10 protein-coding genes are annotated in these 17,459 nt (G+C 67.5%); 8 read left to right on the forward strand and 2 right to left on the reverse strand.

Features of this window, described 5'->3' with window-relative positions:
• Nucleotides 1–26: 26 nt before the first annotated feature.
• Nucleotides 27–728: an ABC transporter permease gene (locus AB431_RS00915; protein WP_369803104.1), complete on the forward strand. Its 702-nt coding sequence runs from the start codon at nt 27–29 to the stop codon at nt 726–728.
• On the forward strand, nt 725–1,768 hold the full coding sequence (locus AB431_RS00920; RefSeq protein WP_047328359.1) for an ABC transporter ATP-binding protein: 1,044 nt from the start codon (nt 725–727) through the stop codon (nt 1,766–1,768). The genes AB431_RS00915 and AB431_RS00920 overlap by 4 nt, the downstream gene beginning before the upstream one ends.
• On the opposite strand, the gene AB431_RS00925 is transcribed toward AB431_RS00920, so the two are convergent.
• Entirely contained in the window at nt 1,765–2,442 is a 678-nt protein-coding gene (locus tag AB431_RS00925) for a Crp/Fnr family transcriptional regulator (RefSeq protein WP_047328360.1), read from the reverse strand. The two genes, AB431_RS00920 and AB431_RS00925, sit on opposite strands and share 4 nt — an antisense overlap.
• A gap of 93 nt (nt 2,443–2,535) precedes the next feature.
• Here AB431_RS00925 and AB431_RS00930 point away from each other — a divergent pair, with 93 nt between their 5' ends.
• The 3 genes from AB431_RS00930 (at nt 2,536) to AB431_RS00940 (ending at nt 5,349) form a co-directional block, all read left to right on the forward strand.
• Nucleotides 2,536–3,012 carry a GreA/GreB family elongation factor gene (locus AB431_RS00930; RefSeq protein ID WP_047328361.1) on the forward strand — a complete coding sequence of 159 codons (477 nt, stop codon included), beginning with the start codon at nt 2,536–2,538 and terminating at the stop codon, nt 3,010–3,012.
• Between the two features lie 7 nt (nt 3,013–3,019).
• Nucleotides 3,020–3,994 (forward strand): NADPH:quinone oxidoreductase family protein, encoded by a 975-nt coding sequence (locus AB431_RS00935; protein ID WP_047328362.1) that lies wholly within the window; start codon nt 3,020–3,022, stop codon nt 3,992–3,994.
• 80 nt (nt 3,995–4,074) lie between these two features.
• Nucleotides 4,075–5,349 carry a phosphotransferase gene (locus AB431_RS00940; protein WP_304413812.1) on the forward strand — a complete coding sequence of 425 codons (1,275 nt, stop codon included), beginning with the start codon at nt 4,075–4,077 and terminating at the stop codon, nt 5,347–5,349.
• 133 nt (nt 5,350–5,482) lie between these two features.
• On the opposite strand, the gene AB431_RS00945 is transcribed toward AB431_RS00940, so the two are convergent.
• Nucleotides 5,483–8,947, reverse strand: coding sequence for a Calx-beta domain-containing protein (locus AB431_RS00945; RefSeq protein WP_235435797.1), 3,465 nt, complete (start codon nt 8,945–8,947; stop codon nt 5,483–5,485).
• A 222-nt stretch (nt 8,948–9,169) separates the two neighbouring features.
• Between AB431_RS00945 and recC the strand changes: the two genes are divergently transcribed.
• The 3 genes from recC to recD are packed head-to-tail and all read left to right on the forward strand — an operon-like array spanning nt 9,170 to nt 17,459.
• Nucleotides 9,170–12,430 carry an exodeoxyribonuclease V subunit gamma gene (gene recC / locus AB431_RS00950; RefSeq protein WP_047332944.1) on the forward strand — a complete coding sequence of 1,087 codons (3,261 nt, stop codon included), beginning with the start codon at nt 9,170–9,172 and terminating at the stop codon, nt 12,428–12,430.
• Nucleotides 12,430–15,729 carry an exodeoxyribonuclease V subunit beta gene (gene recB / locus AB431_RS00955; protein WP_047328364.1) on the forward strand — a complete coding sequence of 1,100 codons (3,300 nt, stop codon included), beginning with the start codon at nt 12,430–12,432 and terminating at the stop codon, nt 15,727–15,729. The genes recC and recB overlap by 1 nt, the downstream gene beginning before the upstream one ends.
• Entirely contained in the window at nt 15,726–17,459 is a 1,734-nt protein-coding gene (gene recD, locus AB431_RS00960) for an exodeoxyribonuclease V subunit alpha (protein ID WP_082135502.1), read from the forward strand. The genes recB and recD overlap by 4 nt, the downstream gene beginning before the upstream one ends.

The following is a 17,459-nucleotide window of genomic DNA, read 5'->3' on the forward strand; positions in this document are numbered from 1 at the left end:
CGTTCTTTCTGTTCCCGTTGTATGCGATGGCCGACTTCAGCACGCGAAACCTCATTCACGGCGGACGCACCCTTGCGGCTTGGAAGAACCTGGTGCAGAACGGGATGCTGTATCAGGCGATCATCGTCTCGCTGCTGTTGGCGGCGTTCACCGTAGTGCTGATGCTGGTCATCCTGGTGCCGACGATGATCTGGGTGCGGCTGCGCGCGCCCTGGGGCAGGCGTCTGGTCGAGTTCCTCTGTTTGCTGCCACTGACCATCCCTGCGCTGGTGATCGTCGTCGGCCTGCGCAACGTCTATCTGTGGGTGGTGTACTTCCTCGGGGAATCGCCGCTGACGCTGACGTTCGTCTACGTGGTGCTGGTGCTGCCTTTCGCTTACCGGTCGCTCGATGGCGCCCTGTTGTCGATCGACCTGAAAACCCTTGCCGAAGCGGCTCGTTCCCTCGGTGCAGGCTGGACCACAACAATTCTGCGGGTCGTGGTGCCGAACATCTGGCCGGGCATCCTGTCGGCGGCGTTCATCTCGATCGCGGTTGTGCTGGGCGAGTACACCATCGCCTCGTTGAGCGGATATCAGAATTTGCAGGTGGTCATCGTTGCCATCGGCAAGAGTGACGGACCGACGTCGGTGGCGGCGTCCCTGGCGACCCTGGTCTTCGGTTTCCTTCTGCTGCTGACCCTCTCGCTGGTGACCGGCCGAACCCATGCCGCGAGGCAACGCTCATGACCGGCGTTGCCGTCGACTTCACAGATGTGACAAGGATTTACGGTGCGGTGCGTGCCCTCGACGGTCTGACGCTGCACCTCGAGCCCGGTGAGATGGTCGCCCTGCTCGGTCCCTCGGGCTGTGGCAAGACCACAGCGCTGCGCATTCTGGCCGGGCTGGATGAGCCGACGTCCGGGTGCGTCGCCGTGGGCGGCAGCGATATCACCGGCGTGCCCCCCAACAAGCGGGACATGGGCATGGTGTTCCAGGCCTACAGCCTGTTCCCGCATCTGACCGTCCTCGACAACGTCGCCTTCGGACTCAAGCTGCGCGGCAAGAACAAAGGCGACCGCACGGCGCAGGCCGCCGAGATGCTCGATCTGGTGGGGCTTTCGGAGCACAAGCAGAAGTATGCGAGCCAGCTCTCCGGCGGTCAGCAGCAGCGGGTGGCGCTGGCCCGCGCCCTGGCCATCCAGCCGCGGGTCCTGCTCCTGGACGAGCCGCTGTCCGCACTCGACGCCAAGGTGCGCGCGCAGCTGCGCGACGAAATCCGGCGCGTGCAAATCGAAGTCGGCACCACCACGCTGTTCGTCACCCACGACCAGGAGGAAGCACTGGCCGTCGCCGACCGGGTCGGTGTGATGAACAAGGGCCGGCTGGAACAGATCGCCCCGCCCTCCGACGTCTACGCTCATCCGACCACCCCGTTCGTCGCCGATTTCGTGGGCTTGAACAACAAAGTCGACGTCCACGTTGCCGACGGCCGCGTCCACCTCCTGGGAACCTCGTTGCCGGTAGCGCGCGGTTCGGTGTCGGCCGGCGGCGGCACCGCGCTGGTACGGCCGGAGTCGGTGCGGATAGACGCCGACCCGCATGGCCCGGCCGTCGTCGCATCCGTGTCTTTCCTCGGCCCGATCTCGCTGATCCACTGCACTTTTGACGACGGGACGCGGGTGATCGCCCAGAGTTCCAGTGCCCATGCCGCCGCGCTGTCGCAGGGCGATCGGGTGGCCGTCCGGGTCGAGCAGTCGGAGGTGTTGGTGATCTCGTCGGGTGCCTAGACGTGTGCCCGGCGGGCCAGCCGTTCGGTGTCGGAGATCAGTAAACCCCTGCCGCTCAACTTGATCCAGCCCCGGCCGGCGAAGTCGCTGAGCACCTTGTTGACGGTCTCGCGCGATGAGCCGACCAGCTGGGCGATTTCATCCTGGGTCAGGTCGTGGTCGACCTGGACCGAACCGTCGCGCTGGACACCGAAGCGCTGACCCAATCGCAACAACAGCTTGGCCACCCGTCCGGGTGCGTCGGTGAACACCAGATCGCTACGGCTGGTCGTCATCCGCCGCAACCGTCGGGCCAGCACCCGCATCAGCTGTTCGGCGACGTGCGGGCGCGGCGCGATCCACTCCTGTAGCTGCGTGCGGTCCATTGACACCACGGTGACGTCGGTCAACGCCTTGGCAGTGGACATCCGGGTACCGGGGTCGAGTACCGACAGCTCGCCGAACATATCCGACGGGCCGAGGATGGACAGCAGGTTCTCCCGGCCGTCGTCGGCTCTCGTGCCGATCTTCACCTTGCCCCGGGTCACGATGTAGAGCCGTTCGCCGGGCTCGCCTTGCTCGAAGATGAGTTGACCGGCGACATAGTGCGATCTGCGCAGGCGATCGCACAGTTGTGCCACGTCATCGGGATCGACACCGCGGAACAGCGCAGCATCGGAGAGATTCGGATGCATGTGCGATGCCGATACCCATCGCGGCGCGGCCCAAACGGTCGGCTGTGCAGAAGACAGCACCTTCGACGCAACCTCGCAGGTACGTTGTCGAGCATGGGTCAGGACACGAATTTCACTGGTGAGGAAAGCGACCGGATCGAAGAGGAGCTGGCCGAACTGCGCCAACGGCGTGATCAGCTCCGCGCCGAACTGCAGGGTGGCGCCGACACCGTCGGGGACAGTGGCGACGCGGCCGATGCGCTGCAGCGGTCCGAGGATCTGGCCGGCATCGACGAGCAGATCAACCGGTTGACCTGGCTGCTGGCCGGCGGAAATGCGGACACCCCTGGGCAATTGCCCAGCGGCACGGAGGTGACCCTGCGCTTTCCGGGCGACGAGCCGTTGCGAATGCGGATCATCCACTTCTTGGAGGAGACGCCCGCCGGCGAAGAGGACACCACGCTGACCTCCGACAGCCCGCTCGGTCTAGCGTTGTTCGGGCGCCGTGCCGGTGAGACCGTCACCTACTCGACGCCCAGGGGCGAACTGCAGGTCGAGCTGCTCGCCATCGATCTTCCGAACGAGCGATAGAGGTGTAATGCGGGCGATAAGGGTGACTGAGCTGGCTGGTCCGGAGTCAGTGCAGCTGGTCGAGATCGACGAACCCGCCGACGAGGGCGCAATCCTGGTCGACGTTCACGCGGCCGGGGTGGCGTTCCCGGACGCCTTGCTCACCCGCGGGCTCTATCAGTACAAGCCGGAGCTGCCGTTCACCCTCGGTGCGGAGGTCGCGGGCGTCGTGCGGTCCGCCCCGTCCGACGCACAAGTCAAGGCCGGTGACCGGGTGGTCGGTTTGACGATGATCACCGGTGCGATGGCCGAGACGGTCGTGCTCACGCCGGAACGGGTGTTCCCGCTGCCGGACAACGTCAGTTTCGAGGCCGGAGCGGGCCTGCTGTTCAACGACCTGACGGTGTACTTCGCATTGACCGTGCGCGGGCGGCTGGCCAAGGGCGAGTCGGTGCTGGTGCACGGGGCCGCAGGCGGTATCGGCACCTCGACATTGCGACTGGCGCCCGCGCTGGGCGCCAGCAGGGTGATCGCGGTGGTCAGCAGCGAGGAGAAGGCGGACGTCGCCCGGGCGGCCGGCGCCACCGACGTCGTGCTGGCCGACGGCTTCAAGGACGCGGTCGCCGAGCTGACCGGTGGGAAAGGCGTCGACATCGTGATGGATCCGGTGGGCGGCGACCGGTTCACCGACTCGCTGCGCTCGCTGGCTCCGGCGGGGCGGCTGCTGGTGGTCGGTTTCACCGGTGGCGAGATCCCCACCGTCAAGGTCAATCGGCTGCTGCTCAACAACATCGACGTCGTCGGGGTCGGGTGGGGCGCCTGGACCATGACGCATCCCGGGGCGCTGACCGAACAGTGGGACGGACTGGCCGAGCTGCTGACATCCGGCAAACTGGCTGCACCGCAGCCCGAGGTGTACCCGCTCGACCAGGCCGCCGCCGCCGTCGCCTCGCTGGAGAATCGCACCGCCAAGGGCAAGGTCGTCGTTCGCGTTCGGGACTGACCTGGGGACGGTTCGGTTCGGGTGGTGTGGGGTAGTGGAACCTAGATGCGCCCGTCCGAGGAGAAGCAATGAGCTCACCGGTGAACCTGCCCTGGAGCGAGTGGCTGCCGACCCAACGGTGGTACGCCGGTCGCAGCCGAACATTGACGTCGGCGCACACCGCCGAAGTGGTGCCGTTACGGCCGAAGCTCGACCTGATGCTGGTCGACGTCGCCTACACCAATGGATCGGCCGAACGCTATCAGGTTGTGGTGCAATGGGATTCGGCTCCCCCATCTAGCAACGGCGCGAAGATCGATGACGGTGCCTTCGATGGCCTACACGATCCGTCATCGGCCCAGTTCCTGCTGTCGCTGATCGACTCGGGCGCCACGATCGGGAGCGTTACGTTCACCAAGGAGCCCGATGTGACGCTGCCCCTCGAGGTCACACCGCGAGTCTCGAAGGCTGAACAGAGCAATACCAGCGTGGTGTTTGCCGATCAGGCGATCTTCAAGTTGTTCCGCCGCGTCGCCGCCGGGATCAACCCGGATATCGAATTGAACCGGGTGCTGGGGCGTGCCAAGAATCGGCATGTGGCCCGGTTGCTGGGCTCGTTCGAAACGACGATGGACGGTCAGCCCTGTCCGTTGGGGATGGTGACGTCGTTTGCGGCGAACTCCGCCGAGGGCTGGGACATGGCCACCGCGAGCACGCGTGGTCTGACGACCGGTGCCGCAGGCGAGGATTTCGCCGCGGAGGCCTACCGGTTGGGCGAGGCGGTGGCGTCGGTGCACGCGACGCTGGCTCAGGAACTAGGAACCTCGACCGATGTGCTGCCCGTCGACGTGATGCGGGAGCGGCTGACAGCCGCCGCGTCGGCGGTACCGGAGCTAGCCGAGTACCGGCCCGCGGTCGAGGAGCGTTACGCCAAACTGGCTGACGAGCCGGTGACTGTGCAGCGCGTCCACGGCGACCTGCATCTGGGTCAGGTGCTGCGGACCGCAGACGGTTGGCTGTTGATCGACTTCGAAGGTGAGCCCGGGCAGCCGGTGGAGGAGCGGCGCAAGCCTGACTCGGCCATGCGCGATGTCGCCGGCATGCTGCGCTCGTTCGAATACGCTGCATTTCAACAACTGGTGGATCAGACCCCCGACCCGCAACTGGCGACCCGGGTGGCGGATTGGGTCGACCGCAATTGCGCGTCCTTCTGCGCGGGGTACGCCGCCGAATCCGGCATCGACCCGCGTGATCACGCGACGGTGCTGTCGGCTTACGAGCTGGACAAGGCGGTCTACGAAGCCGGTTACGAGGCGCGGCACCGGCCCAACTGGCTGAACATTCCGATGCGTTCGATCGCTCGACTGGTGAGCTGAGGGATTGCTGGTGTAGCTCTCGTTCATTGAGAAACCATGCGCGGGCGTACTCGCACTTTGGCTGCGAGAGTTCCCACTCAATGTGCGGATGGTCCCCGAACGCAACGCCATTGCGACTGCGAGCTACGGCAGGCTAGGCAACACTGCGGTTGAGGATCGTGCCGGTGCCCGACCCGTCGCTGATCGTCGCGCCAACCGGACTGGACAACAGGATCGAGAAGGTCTCGTTGCCTTCCACCAGAGAATCGCTCTTCACGGGGACCGTGATGATCTTCTGGGTTTCGCCCGGGGCAAACGTGAGAGTGCCCGCCACGGAGATGTAGTCGAGGCCCGCCGTCGCCGTGCCGTTGGACGTCGCGTACTGCACCGTCACCGACTGGGTGGACGGGGCGGCCAATGTCACGACGAACGACGCCAAGGAGGTGCCGCTTCCTCCGCTGAACTCGATCGGCGTCAGGTAGACCATCTTGTTTGCGTTGATGGTCCTCCAGTCATCGGCCAGAATGCCGCCGGTGTCACCGGAATTCGGATTCCACGACCAGAACGTCCAGCTCATGTCTTCAGTACCCGACGGGATGTCGATCGTCCCGTTGTTGTCGAAGTCGCCCGACAAGTACGAGGTGAGCGCTTCGAGCCACACGGCATCTTTGGGGTCCTGCAATTTCGTGCCGAATTCACCGACATAGATTGGCGCGATGTTGTTTTCGTAGATGTAGCCCCAGGCCTGGCGGAACACGTTGGGCAGATTGGTGCCGAAATTGCTGGACTGGAACCAGGTTTGGGGATAGACGGAGTTCGGATAATCGTGGGGGGAGTAGACGACCCGGTTGGGCACGTTGAGCACGATCGGCCGGTCCTTGACCCCCATCAGGTTGCCGCCCCACCAGTAGCTCTGTCCCTGGTAAGTTCCCACGCCCTCGACGAAAATCAGCAGGTTCGGATTCGACTGCAGGACAGCGTTTCCGGCACGCTCTGCGGCACGGGCCCAGTCGTTCGTGCCGCCGCCGCCCCAGGTCCCGTTGTACGGCTCGTTGTGGAGATCGAAACCGATGACGGTCGGGTTGTTCTTGTAGCGGGTCGCCAGGGTCTGCCAGTCCGCGACCCACTGGTCTTCGGAGTACTGGCTGTTGTACCAGAGACCGTTCTCGCTCGTCCCCGCGCCGGCTGTGCTGCGGTGATGGTCGAGGATGACCCGCATTCCGTCCTGGCCGGCGTAGGCGATGATCTGATCCAGCACCTGAATACGGGAGAGCCCCTGAAGGTCGGGGTTCAGGGCGTAGTTGATGCCCGACGGCGCTGAGGTGGTGTGCAACATCTCGCTGGAGTAGGGGATGCGAATGGTGTTGAACCCCTGGGCCGACATCTGATCGATCATGTCTTTGTAGTTGCGTGTCCATAGACCGTCCGGCACCCCGTTGGTGCCTTCCGCGCCGAACCAGTTGACACCGGAGATCTGTACGGGCTTGCCCTGTGAATCCAGGATCTGGTTGCCCGAGGTGTGCAGGAAGCCCGCGGCGATACCGGTCGAACCCGGTTCGGTCGCCGACGCGTCGGAGATACTGAGCCCCGGCGTCGTTGCGACATCGTCGTTGGTGATCGTGCCGATCGCGGTGCCGTGGGAGAGCGTCGCGCCGGACGGGTTGGACAGCGCGACGGTGAAGGTCTCGGCTGCCTCGACCGCGGTGTCGCCGGTGATCTTGACGATGACCGTCTGGGAGGTCACGCCGGGGTTGAAGGTGAGAGTGCCTGCAGTGCTGGTGAAGTCCGTTCCCGCGGTGGCGGTGCCATTGGCGGTGGAGTAGCCCACCGTGACGGGTGCGGTGGATGCCTGAGACAGGGTGACGGTGAACGTGGCGTTGGCTGTGCCGCTGTTGCCCTCGGCGACAGTAGTATCGGCGATCGAGATGCTGGGTGTGGTCGGTGGGGTGCTGACCGCGACGCCGTTGACCGTGAGATTGGTCGGTGCCGAACCAACGGCGCCGGGGGTGGCTTGGTAGCCGAACGTGGCGCTCTGTCCGGATGCGACGGTGCCGTTGTAGGGCATGTTGCTGATGACGTAGTGGTTGCCCAAGTGGCTGGTGATCTGGCCGTTCCAAAGACCGACAATCTGTGCGGGCGAGTCGAATTCGACCGTCCAGCCGTTGAGATTCTGGCCTGCGGTCAGCGTGATGTTCGCGGTGTGGCCCGAACCCCAGTCGTCTACCACCTTGTAGGTCACCGAATTGATGCCCGGGTTCGTCGCGACGTCGTCGTTGGTGATGGTGGCCGTGGCGGTGCCGCGGGAGATGGTGGCCCCGCTCGGGTTGGACAGCGTGACGGTGAACGATTCGTCGGTCTCGACCGCGGTGTCGCCGCTGACCTTCACGGTGACCGTTTGGGAGGTCTGGCCCGCGGCGAAGGTCACGGTTCCGGCGGCGGCGGTGTAGTCGGCGCCGGCGGTGGCGGTGCCGTTGACAGTGGTGTAGGCGACCGTGACGGGCGCGGCGGCGGCCTTGGACAGGGTGAGCGTGAAGGTGGCGTTACCGGAGCCGGAGTTGCCCTCGGCGAGGGTGGTGTCGGCGATCGAAATGGTGGGAGTGGTCGGTGGGGTGCTGACCCCGACGCCGTTGACCTTGAGGTTGGTGGGTGTCGATGCGAGCGCACCGGGGGTGGCTTGGTAGCCGAATGGGGTGCTCTGCCCGGCGGCAACGGTGCCGTTGTACGCCATGTTGGTGATGACGTAGTGGGTGCCGACGTGGCTGGCGATCTGGCCGTTCCAGATGTTCGAGATCTGGGCGGATGAGTCGAACTCGACCGTCCAACCGTTCAGCGTCGCGCTACCTGCAGTCACGGTCACGTTGGCGGTGTGGCCCGAACCCCAGTCGCTGACCACGCCGTACGTGACGCTCGGCGTCGACGTCGTCGTTGTCGCGCTGAGTGCGGCCGACTTTCCGGCCGACTGGGGTGTCGCGAGCAGCGATTCGATCTGCCGGTACAGGCCCGACAACAGGTCCTGGATCGGGTTGCCGGCCGGTAGTGATGGAGCGATCGGGGCCATGCCCAGGGCGCGCAGCACCTGCGCCGGCGTCGGGAGGGACGCGGGGATGTGCACGAGGCTCGGCGGCGCGAACGTGGACACCAGCTTGCTCGCCGTCGTCTCGGTCGTTGACGCTGCAAGATTGGGTGTCGATGACGCGGCGGCGTTGCTCACCGTCCCCGACGAGTAGGAGCCGCGAGATGCGGTTGCCGCTGCAATCTCGTTGCTGGATGCCGACGGCTTCGCGGGTGTAGCAGTTAGCGCACTCGCCTGCCTGACTGCCTTGGTCCCCGACTTGCGACCATCGGGTGTGCCGGGTTTCGGCCCCGACTGCCGACCGGTGTGACCGCCGGGTGCCTTGCCCGCGGAGGTTCCGCCAGCCACGCTATCCGACGACGAGCCACCGGTGGCGGGTGCAGTATCGGCATGTGCGACGCCCGAACCGGTCGCCAGAGCCGCGCCGACACTCAGGCTGAGCGCCCCGGCACCCAGCCAGCCGTACGGCTGCGTCCGGCGGCGGCGACGGTGCCGGCCGGCAGTGGCGTTGGCCGCATTCCCGATACGACATGCCGCAGCATTCATTGCTCTGCCCTTCCCTCCACGAAGGAACACAGCTTTGCTGACGGGGCGCCACAAGTCACGCATTTCGCCGAAAATGGCGTCGAAAACGTCTTTGCTCTGTACAAGCGCTGGACAAAACCAGCGGAGGCGTCAATGGTCTGGACGCAGCGCCGGGTGCAGCGCCAGCACGCGCCGGACCCACAAGCCGTCGCGATGTCCGCCGCCGCGGCTACGGTATTGCCGATGGCCCTGCACCTGCACCGCGCCGAGCGAACGGACTTGCTCGCCGACGGCCTCGGTGCGCTGCTGGCCGTCCCGCAACCCGACCCATTCGCCGAGGAACTGGTCGTGGTGCCGGCCCGCGGAGTGGAACGGTGGCTCAGTCAGCGGTTGTCGCACATCCTCGGCGGTGGGGAGGCTGTCGGGGGCGTCTGCGCGGGGGTGGCGTTCCGGTCGCCGGCGTCGTTGATCAGTGAGATCGCGGGCACCGGCGACGACGACCCCTGGTCGGCCGACGCGATGACGTGGCCGCTGCTCACCGTCATCGACGCCAGCCTCGACGAGCCGTGGTGCCGAACCCTGGCCGCGCACCTCGGGCGCTTCGTGGCCGGCGAGGAGAAGGAGTTGCGGCAGGGTCGGCGCTACGCCGTGGCCCGCAGGCTCGCCGGGCTCTTCGCCTCCTATGCCCGGCAGCGTCCGCAGGTTTTGCTCGATTGGCTGGCCGGTGAGCCCGGCGGTTTGGACGCCGACCTGCACTGGCAGCCGCATCTGTGGCGGGCCCTGGTTGCCGCGATGGGCATCGATGCACCACCCGAGCGGCATGCGAAAACCCTTGCTCGCCTGCGTGAGTCGGGGGCGGACCTGCCGGCAAGGCTGTCATTGTTCGGGCACACCCGGTTGCCGAGCACCGAGATCGAATTGGTCGGCGCGCTGGCTGAGCACCACGAGGTGCATCTGTGGTTGCCGCATCCCAGCGCCGCATTGTGGACGGCGTTGAGCGATGTGCGCGGCGTCGTAACGCGCAGCGACGACACCAGCCACCGGCTCGCCGTCCATCCGCTGCTGGCCACGCTCGGCCGCGATGTCCGGGAACTCCAGCGCAGCCTGCCCGCGTCGCCGGCCACCGACGAGTTCCTGGGCGCCGGCCGTCTCCCGGAGACGCTGCTGGGCTGGCTGCAATCCGACATCGCGGCCAATGCCGTACGGCCGCAGGGTCGTGCGTATGCCGACGATCGCTCGGTCCAGGTGCACAGCTGCCACGGACCGGCCCGCCAGGTCGATGTGCTGCGCGAGGTCCTGCTGGGTCTACTCGCCGAGGACCGCACCCTGGAACCCCGCGACATCCTGGTGATGTGCCCGGACATCGAGACCTACGCCCCGCTGATCGTCGCGGACTTCGGCCTCGGTGACGTGGTGCCCGGTGCGCATCCCGCCCACCAGTTGCGGGTGCGGCTGGCCGACCGTGCCCTGATCCAGACCAACCCGCTACTCGGTGTGGCGGCCAAGCTGCTGACGCTGGCCGGCAGCCGCGTCACCGCGACCGAGGTGCTCGACTTCGCCCGCCTCGAGCCGGTGCGGGCGCGCTTTGCGTTCACCGATGATGACCTGGAGACCGTCACCCGCTGGGTTCAGCAGGCCAACATCCGCTGGGGCTTCGACGCCGAACACCGCGCCCCCTTCGGAATCCCGTTCATCCAGAACACCTGGCGGTTCGGCCTGGACCGCGTGTTGGCCGGGGTCGCCATGTCCGACGACTCGAAGGACTGGCTGGGCGTCACCCTGCCGCTCGACGACGTCGGCAGTAACAGCGTGGAGCTGGCGGGGCGGCTCGCCGAGTATGTGGGCCGCCTACAGCGGACCGTCGACTCGCTGCGCGGCGTGCGGCCGTTGGCTCAGTGGCTGACCGCATTACAGGACGGCGTCGACCTGCTGACGCTGACCGGTGGGGACGACGGCTGGCAGACGAGCCAGCTCCAGCGTGAGTTCGGCGACGTGCTCGCCTTGGCCGGACAGCGCGGTGATATCGGCCTGCGGCTGCCGGACATCACCGCCCTCCTGGGCCGGCACCTGTCGGGTCGGCCGACGCGAGCGAACTTCCGCACCGGCACACTGACGGTCTGCACGATGGTGCCGATGCGTTCGGTGCCGCACCGGGTGGTCTGCCTGGTCGGCTTGGATGACACCGTCTTTCCCCGAATCGGGGCGGTCGACGGGGACGACGCACTGGCCCGCGATCCACGGACCGGCGAGCGTGACATCCGGTCCGAAGACCGCCAGCTGCTGCTGGACGCGATCTGCGCCGCCACCGACAAGTTGGTGGTCACCTATACGGGCGCCAACGAGTACTCCGGCCAACCGCGTCCGCCAGCGGTCCCGCTGGCCGAACTCCTCGACGCGCTGGACCGCACGACCGAGGCGCCGGTGCGCGATGCGGTTCTGATCCGGCACCCGTTGCAGCCCTTCGATATTCGGAATGTCACGCGTGGTGCGCTCGGCGTGCCCGGGGAACCGTTCACCTTCGATTCGAGCGCGCTGGCGGCCGCATCAATCGCAGGCGGTCAGCGCCCCGAACAACCCGACCTGCTGGCGCGTCCGCTGCCGGCACCCGGCCCCGACGATGTGACGCTGGCTGATCTGTCGAAGTTCTTCGCCAACCCGGTCAGGGGTTTCTTCACCGCACTCGACGTGACGTTGCCGTGGGATGTCGAGGGTGTCGAGGACGCCATGCCGGTCGAGATCGACAATCTGCAGCAGTGGACCGTCGGCCAGCGGTTGCTCACCGACATGCTGGCCGGCATGGACCCCGAGCGTGCCGGGCAGGCGGAGTGGCGCCGGGGCGCGCTGCCGCCCGGGCGACTGGGTTGGCGAACGGCCAGTGAATTACGAGACCAGGCAGAAGAATTGGCGCGGGCGGCGCTGATCCATCGGACCGGTAGTCCGCAAGCCTACGACGTCGACGTCGACCTGGGCGGCGGCCGTCGCCTCACCGGCACCGTCTCGGGCGTTTTCGGCAACCTGCTGCTGGAGGTGACGTTCTCCAAGCTCGACGCCCCGCATCTGCTGCGGGCCTGGATTCCGATGCTGGCCCTGTGCGCCGCGTATCCGGGGCAGTGGTCTGGGGTGTGCATCGGCCGGCAGCGGCGGCGCGGGGTGGCCGAGCGCGTGCTGGGGCCACCGCATGAGGATCCCGTCGCTCTGTTGCGGGATCTGGTCGCGATTTATGACGCCGGCCGGCGCGAGCCGATTCCGCTGCCCATCAAGACCTCTCACGCCTGGGCTGTGGCGCGGATCAGCGGCCAGGACCCCCGCAGCGAGGCCTGGAAGAAGTGGCGGTACGAACGCGACGACCGCGCCGTCGAACGAGTCTGGGGCCGGGAGCCGGATCTGGACGTGCTGCTGACGGAGCCCAAACCCGGTGAGGAAGCACCGGGCGAGGCAACCAGGCTGGGCGCCTACGCGGCGCGCCTGTGGGCACCGCTGCTGCGCGCCGAGGACGGTGCGTGATGGAGCAGTTCGATCTGCTGGGGCCGTTGCCCGAACACGGCTCGACGACGGTGCTCGAGGCCAGCGCCGGGACCGGCAAGACGTTCACTCTTGCAAGCCTGGTGACACGCTATGTCGCCGAGGGCCGCGCCAGGCTGGACCAGATGCTGCTGATCACGTTCAGCCGCGCGGCCACCCAGGAGCTGCGGGAGCGGGTTCGCCACGCACTTCAGGATGCTTTGCGCGCATTCGATGACCCGGAGTGCGCGCAGCGCAACGATGTCCTGGCCGCACTGACCACGGGGGAGGCGACCGAGCTGGCCGACCGCAGGCGGCGGCTGCGCGACGCGCTGGCCGGCTTCGACGCCGCGACGATCGCAACCACCCACCAATTCTGCCATCTGGTACTCAAATCCCTTGGTGTCGCCGGGGATACCGATTCTCACGTGACGCTGGCAGAAAGTCTGGACGACCTCGTCGCGGAGATCGTCGACGACCTCTATCTGGCGCATTTCGGGCAGGACCGCGAGCCGCCCCCGATCAGTCGCGGGGAGGCACTCAAGCTCGCCCGCGAGGTCGTCGCCAATCCGTGCACTGAACTGCGGCCGCTGGACCCGGCTGCCGGCTCGCCACCCGCGGTGCGAGTCGAGTTCGCCAATAATGTTCTCGCCGAACTGGATCGGCGCAAGCGGCGGCGCGGCATCCTGAGCTACGACGACCTGCTCGGCCGACTGGCCGATGCGCTGGAATCGGCCGATTCGGCGGCCGCGACCCGCATGCACCAACGCTGGTCGGTGGTCATGGTCGACGAGTTCCAGGACACCGACCCGGTGCAGTGGCAGGTGATCGAGCGCGCCTTCAACGGGCAGTCGACACTGATCCTCATCGGTGATCCCAAACAGGCGATCTATGCCTTCCGCGGCGGCGACATCTTCACCTATCTGCATGCGGCCAAAACCGCGGGGCAGCGCCGCACGCTCGGGGTGAACTGGCGCAGCGACTCCGTCTTGGTCGACCGCTTGCAGAAGGTGCTCGGCGGCGCCGAACTCGGCGATCCCGATATCAAGGTCCTCCCGGTCCGGGCCCGCCACGACGGCCACCGCCTGGCGGGTGCGCCGCACAACGACCCATTTCGCCTGCGAGTTGTCCGCCGAGAAAGCTTCGGGCAGAAGGGGACCCGAACCATCCGGATGGACGCGCTGCGCCCGCACATCGCCGCTGATCTGGCGGCCGACATCGCAGCATTGTTGGCGAGCGAGGCCACGTTCTGCGGTGAGGCATTGCAAGCCCATCACATCGCGGTCATCACCGAAAGCCACGCCGACGCCAGGGCATGCTTCGACGCTCTGGTGGCTGCCGGCGTGCCCGCCGTCTACACCGGTGACACCGATGTGTTGAAATCTCAGGCCGCCGACGACTGGCTGACTCTGCTGGAAGCCTTCGACCAGCTGCACCGGCCCGGGCTGGTCCGTGCGGCGGCCACCACGATGTTCTTCGGCAAGACCGCCGAAGACCTCGCCGACGGCGGCGACGAGCTGACCGATCGGATCGCGGATACCCTGCGGCAGTGGGCCGACCATGCGCGCGAAGCCGGGGTGGCGGCGGTGTTCGAGGCGGCGCAGCTGGCCGGAATGGGCCGCCGGGTACTGTCCTGGGCCGGCGGCGAGCGCAACATGACCGACCTTGCGCACGTCACCCAGCTTCTGCACGACGTCGCGCATCGGGAACGCTTCAGCCTCACCGCGTTACGTGACTGGCTGCGTACCCAGCGCGACGAGCGCAGCGGCGCCCCCGAGCGTAACCGCCGCCTCGACAGCGACGCGGCCGCGGTGCAGATCATGACGGTGTGGGTCAGCAAGGGGCTCCAGTTCCCGATCGTCTACCTGCCGTTGGCCTTCAATCGCTATGTGCGCAACGAGGATCTCGTCCGGTTCCACGACGAAGGAAGACGCTGCCTGCATGTCGGCGGCGACCAGAGCGCCGAATTGGCGACCGCCCAGCGGCTCGGCCGACAGGAGTCCGCGGGTGAGGAGACCCGACTGACCTACGTCGCGATGACTCGGGCGCAGTCGCAGGTGGTGACGTGGTGGGCGCCCTCCTGGGATGAACCCAACGGCGGCCTGTCGCGCCTGCTGCGGGGGCGGCGTCCGGGACAGAGCACGGTCCCGGACCGCTGCGATCCCGAGCGGATCGACGACGCCGATGCGATGGCGCTGCTGAGGGAGTGGGAGACCGCCGGGGGGCCGGTCCTGGAAGAGTCGATCATCGCCCCGGTGGCTGAGCTGGCCGGCCCGCAGCCGCGAGACGACCTCGGCGTCAGGCACTTTCACCGCAGCATCGACACCACCTGGCGGCGCACCTCGTATTCCGCATTGATCCGCGCTGCGGAGACCACTGGTGTGACCAGCGAGCCGGAGGTGATCCAGCTCGACGACGAGGTCGCTGACATCGCGGTGAGTACACCGCCGGCGGGGGCTGACCTGCCGTCGCCGATGGCCGACCTGCCGACCGGCGCGACGTTCGGCAGCCTGGTGCACGCGGTGCTCGAGACCGCCGACCCGTTCTCCGCCGACCTCGCGGCTGAGCTGCAGGCCCAGATCGACCGGCACTCGGTGTGGTGGCCGGTGGACGTCGATGCCCCGGAGCTGGCGGCGGCCCTGGTACCGATGCACGACACGCCGCTGGGTCCATTGGCCGGCGGCCTGACGTTGCGCCAGATCGGGTTGCAGGACCGATTGTGCGAGATGGACTTCGAGTTCCCGCTGGCCGGCGGTGACCTGGCGGGGGTGCGGTCCGAGATCCGGCTGGCCGACGTCGGCCGCCTGCTTCGGCAGCATCTGCCCGCCGATGACCCGCTGGCGCCGTATATCGACCGGCTCAGTGGCGGCGCGCTCGGAGCACAGTCGTTGCGCGGCTACCTGTCCGGATCCGTCGACGCGGTGCTGCGGATACCCGACGGAGCGGGGCACCGCTACCTGGTCGTCGACTACAAGACCAACTGGCTGGGGGAGGCCGATCGGCCGCTGCACGCCGGCGACTATGACCGCGCGCGGATGGCCGAAGCGATGCTGCATTCCGACTATCCGCTGCAGGCGTTGCTGTATAGCGTTGTGCTGCACCGGTTCCTGAGGTGGCGCCAGCCCGCCTACGACCCCGGCCGCCACCTTGGTGGCGTGCTGTATCTGTTTGTCCGCGGCATGTGTGGCCCGGATACGCCCCTATCCGACGGGCATCCCGCCGGGGTGTTCAGCTGGCGGCCACCCGCGGAGTTGGTGGTGGCGGTGTCCGATCTGCTCGATGGGCGACAGGTGGCGGCATGACCATCGAGGTGACTGACGCGGCGGATTGGCGGCTGTGCGCTGACGCCACCGGCATGCTGCGGGTCTTCAACGAAGCCGGTGCCATCGAGGCGTCCGATGTGCTTGTCGCCCAGCGCTTGACGGCACTGGGTAAAGAGCCCGACGAGCTGGTGGCATTGGCGATCGCGTTCGTGGTGCGCGCGGTGCGCGGCGGGTCGGTGTGCGTGCAACTCTCGGCGGTACCCGAGCAGGTCGAGATCGAAGACCTGCCGTGGCCGGAGCCGGGAGCCTGGCTCGCCGCAGTCGCGGCCAGCCCGCTGCTGAGCTCGCCGGCCGTGCTGCACCTCGACGAAGACCTCCTGTACTTCGATCGGTACTGGCTCGAAGAACGTCAGGTCGCCACCGACGTGCTGGCGTTGGCGGCGGACCGGCCGCAGCGGCAATTGCCGGACATCGCAAGGCTTTTCCCGACCGGTTACGACGAACAGCGGCGGGTTGCCGAGGTCGCGCTGTCCCAGGGCCTGACTGTGCTGACCGGCGGGCCGGGCACCGGGAAGACCACCACCGTGGCCCGGCTGCTGGCGCTGCTGGCCGAGCAGGCCGAGTTGGAGGCCAAGCCGCCGTTGCGCATCGCGCTGGCCGCTCCGACCGGCAAGGCCGCCGCCCGACTGCAGGAGGCGGTCCAGGCCGAGGTCGACAAGCTGGAGCCCGCCGATCGCACCCGTCTGCAGGGACTGCGTGCCACCACGCTGCACCGCCTGCTGGGTCCGTTGCCCAGGACGTCGGCACGGTTCCGGCATCACCGGGAGAATCGGCTGCCGCACGACGTGATCGTCGTCGACGAGACGTCGATGGTCTCGTTGACAATGATGGCGCGCCTGGTCGAGGCCGTCCGCCCGGAGTCCCGGCTGTTGCTGGTCGGCGATCCCGACCAGCTGGCCTCGGTGGAAGCCGGTGCGGTATTGGCCGATCTGGTGGAGGGGCTCAGCGCGCGCGGCGATACGCCGGTGGCCAAGCTGATCACTCCGCACCGATTCGGCGCCTCGATCGGTGCGCTGGCGCTGGCGATCCGAATAGGTGATGCCAACCGCGCCATCGACATCCTGAATGCCGGCGGTGAGCACATCGAATGGATCGACACCGAAGAACCCGCCGAAGCCCTACGCCGGGTTCTGGTTCCACCCGCGATCCGGCTGCGTGAGGCGGCGGTACTCGGCAACGGGCCGGCGGCACTGGACGCGCTCGAGCAGCACCGGCTGCTGTGCGCGCACCGGCGCGGGCCGCACGGGGTCGCCTACTGGAACCGTCAGGTCGAGCGGTGGCTGGCCGAGGAGACAGATGCACCACAGTGGGCCTCGTGGTACGCGGGCCGACCGGTGTTGGTCACCGCCAACGACTACGGGCTGCGGCTGTACAACGGTGACGTGGGAGTGACCGTGCTGCGCGACGGGGTGCTGCGGGCGGTGATGGCCGGTGCGGACGGGCCGTCCGAGTTCGCGACCAGCCGACTGGCCGATATCGAGACCATGCATGCGATGACCATCCACAAGAGCCAGGGAAGTCAGGTCGCAGAGGTGACTGTGCTTCTGCCACCGACGGATTCGCGACTGCTCAGCCGGGAGCTGTTGTACACCGCGGTCACCCGGGCCAAGACCAAGGTCCGGGTGGTGGGCTCGGCCGAGCAGCTGCGCGCCGCGGTGGGCCGCCGGGCCGCACGGGCCAGCGGGCTCAGCCGTCGGCTGACGGAGTGA

This window comes from Mycobacterium sp. EPa45 (genome assembly GCF_001021385.1).
Taxonomy (GTDB): Bacteria; Actinomycetota; Actinomycetes; order Mycobacteriales; family Mycobacteriaceae; genus Mycobacterium.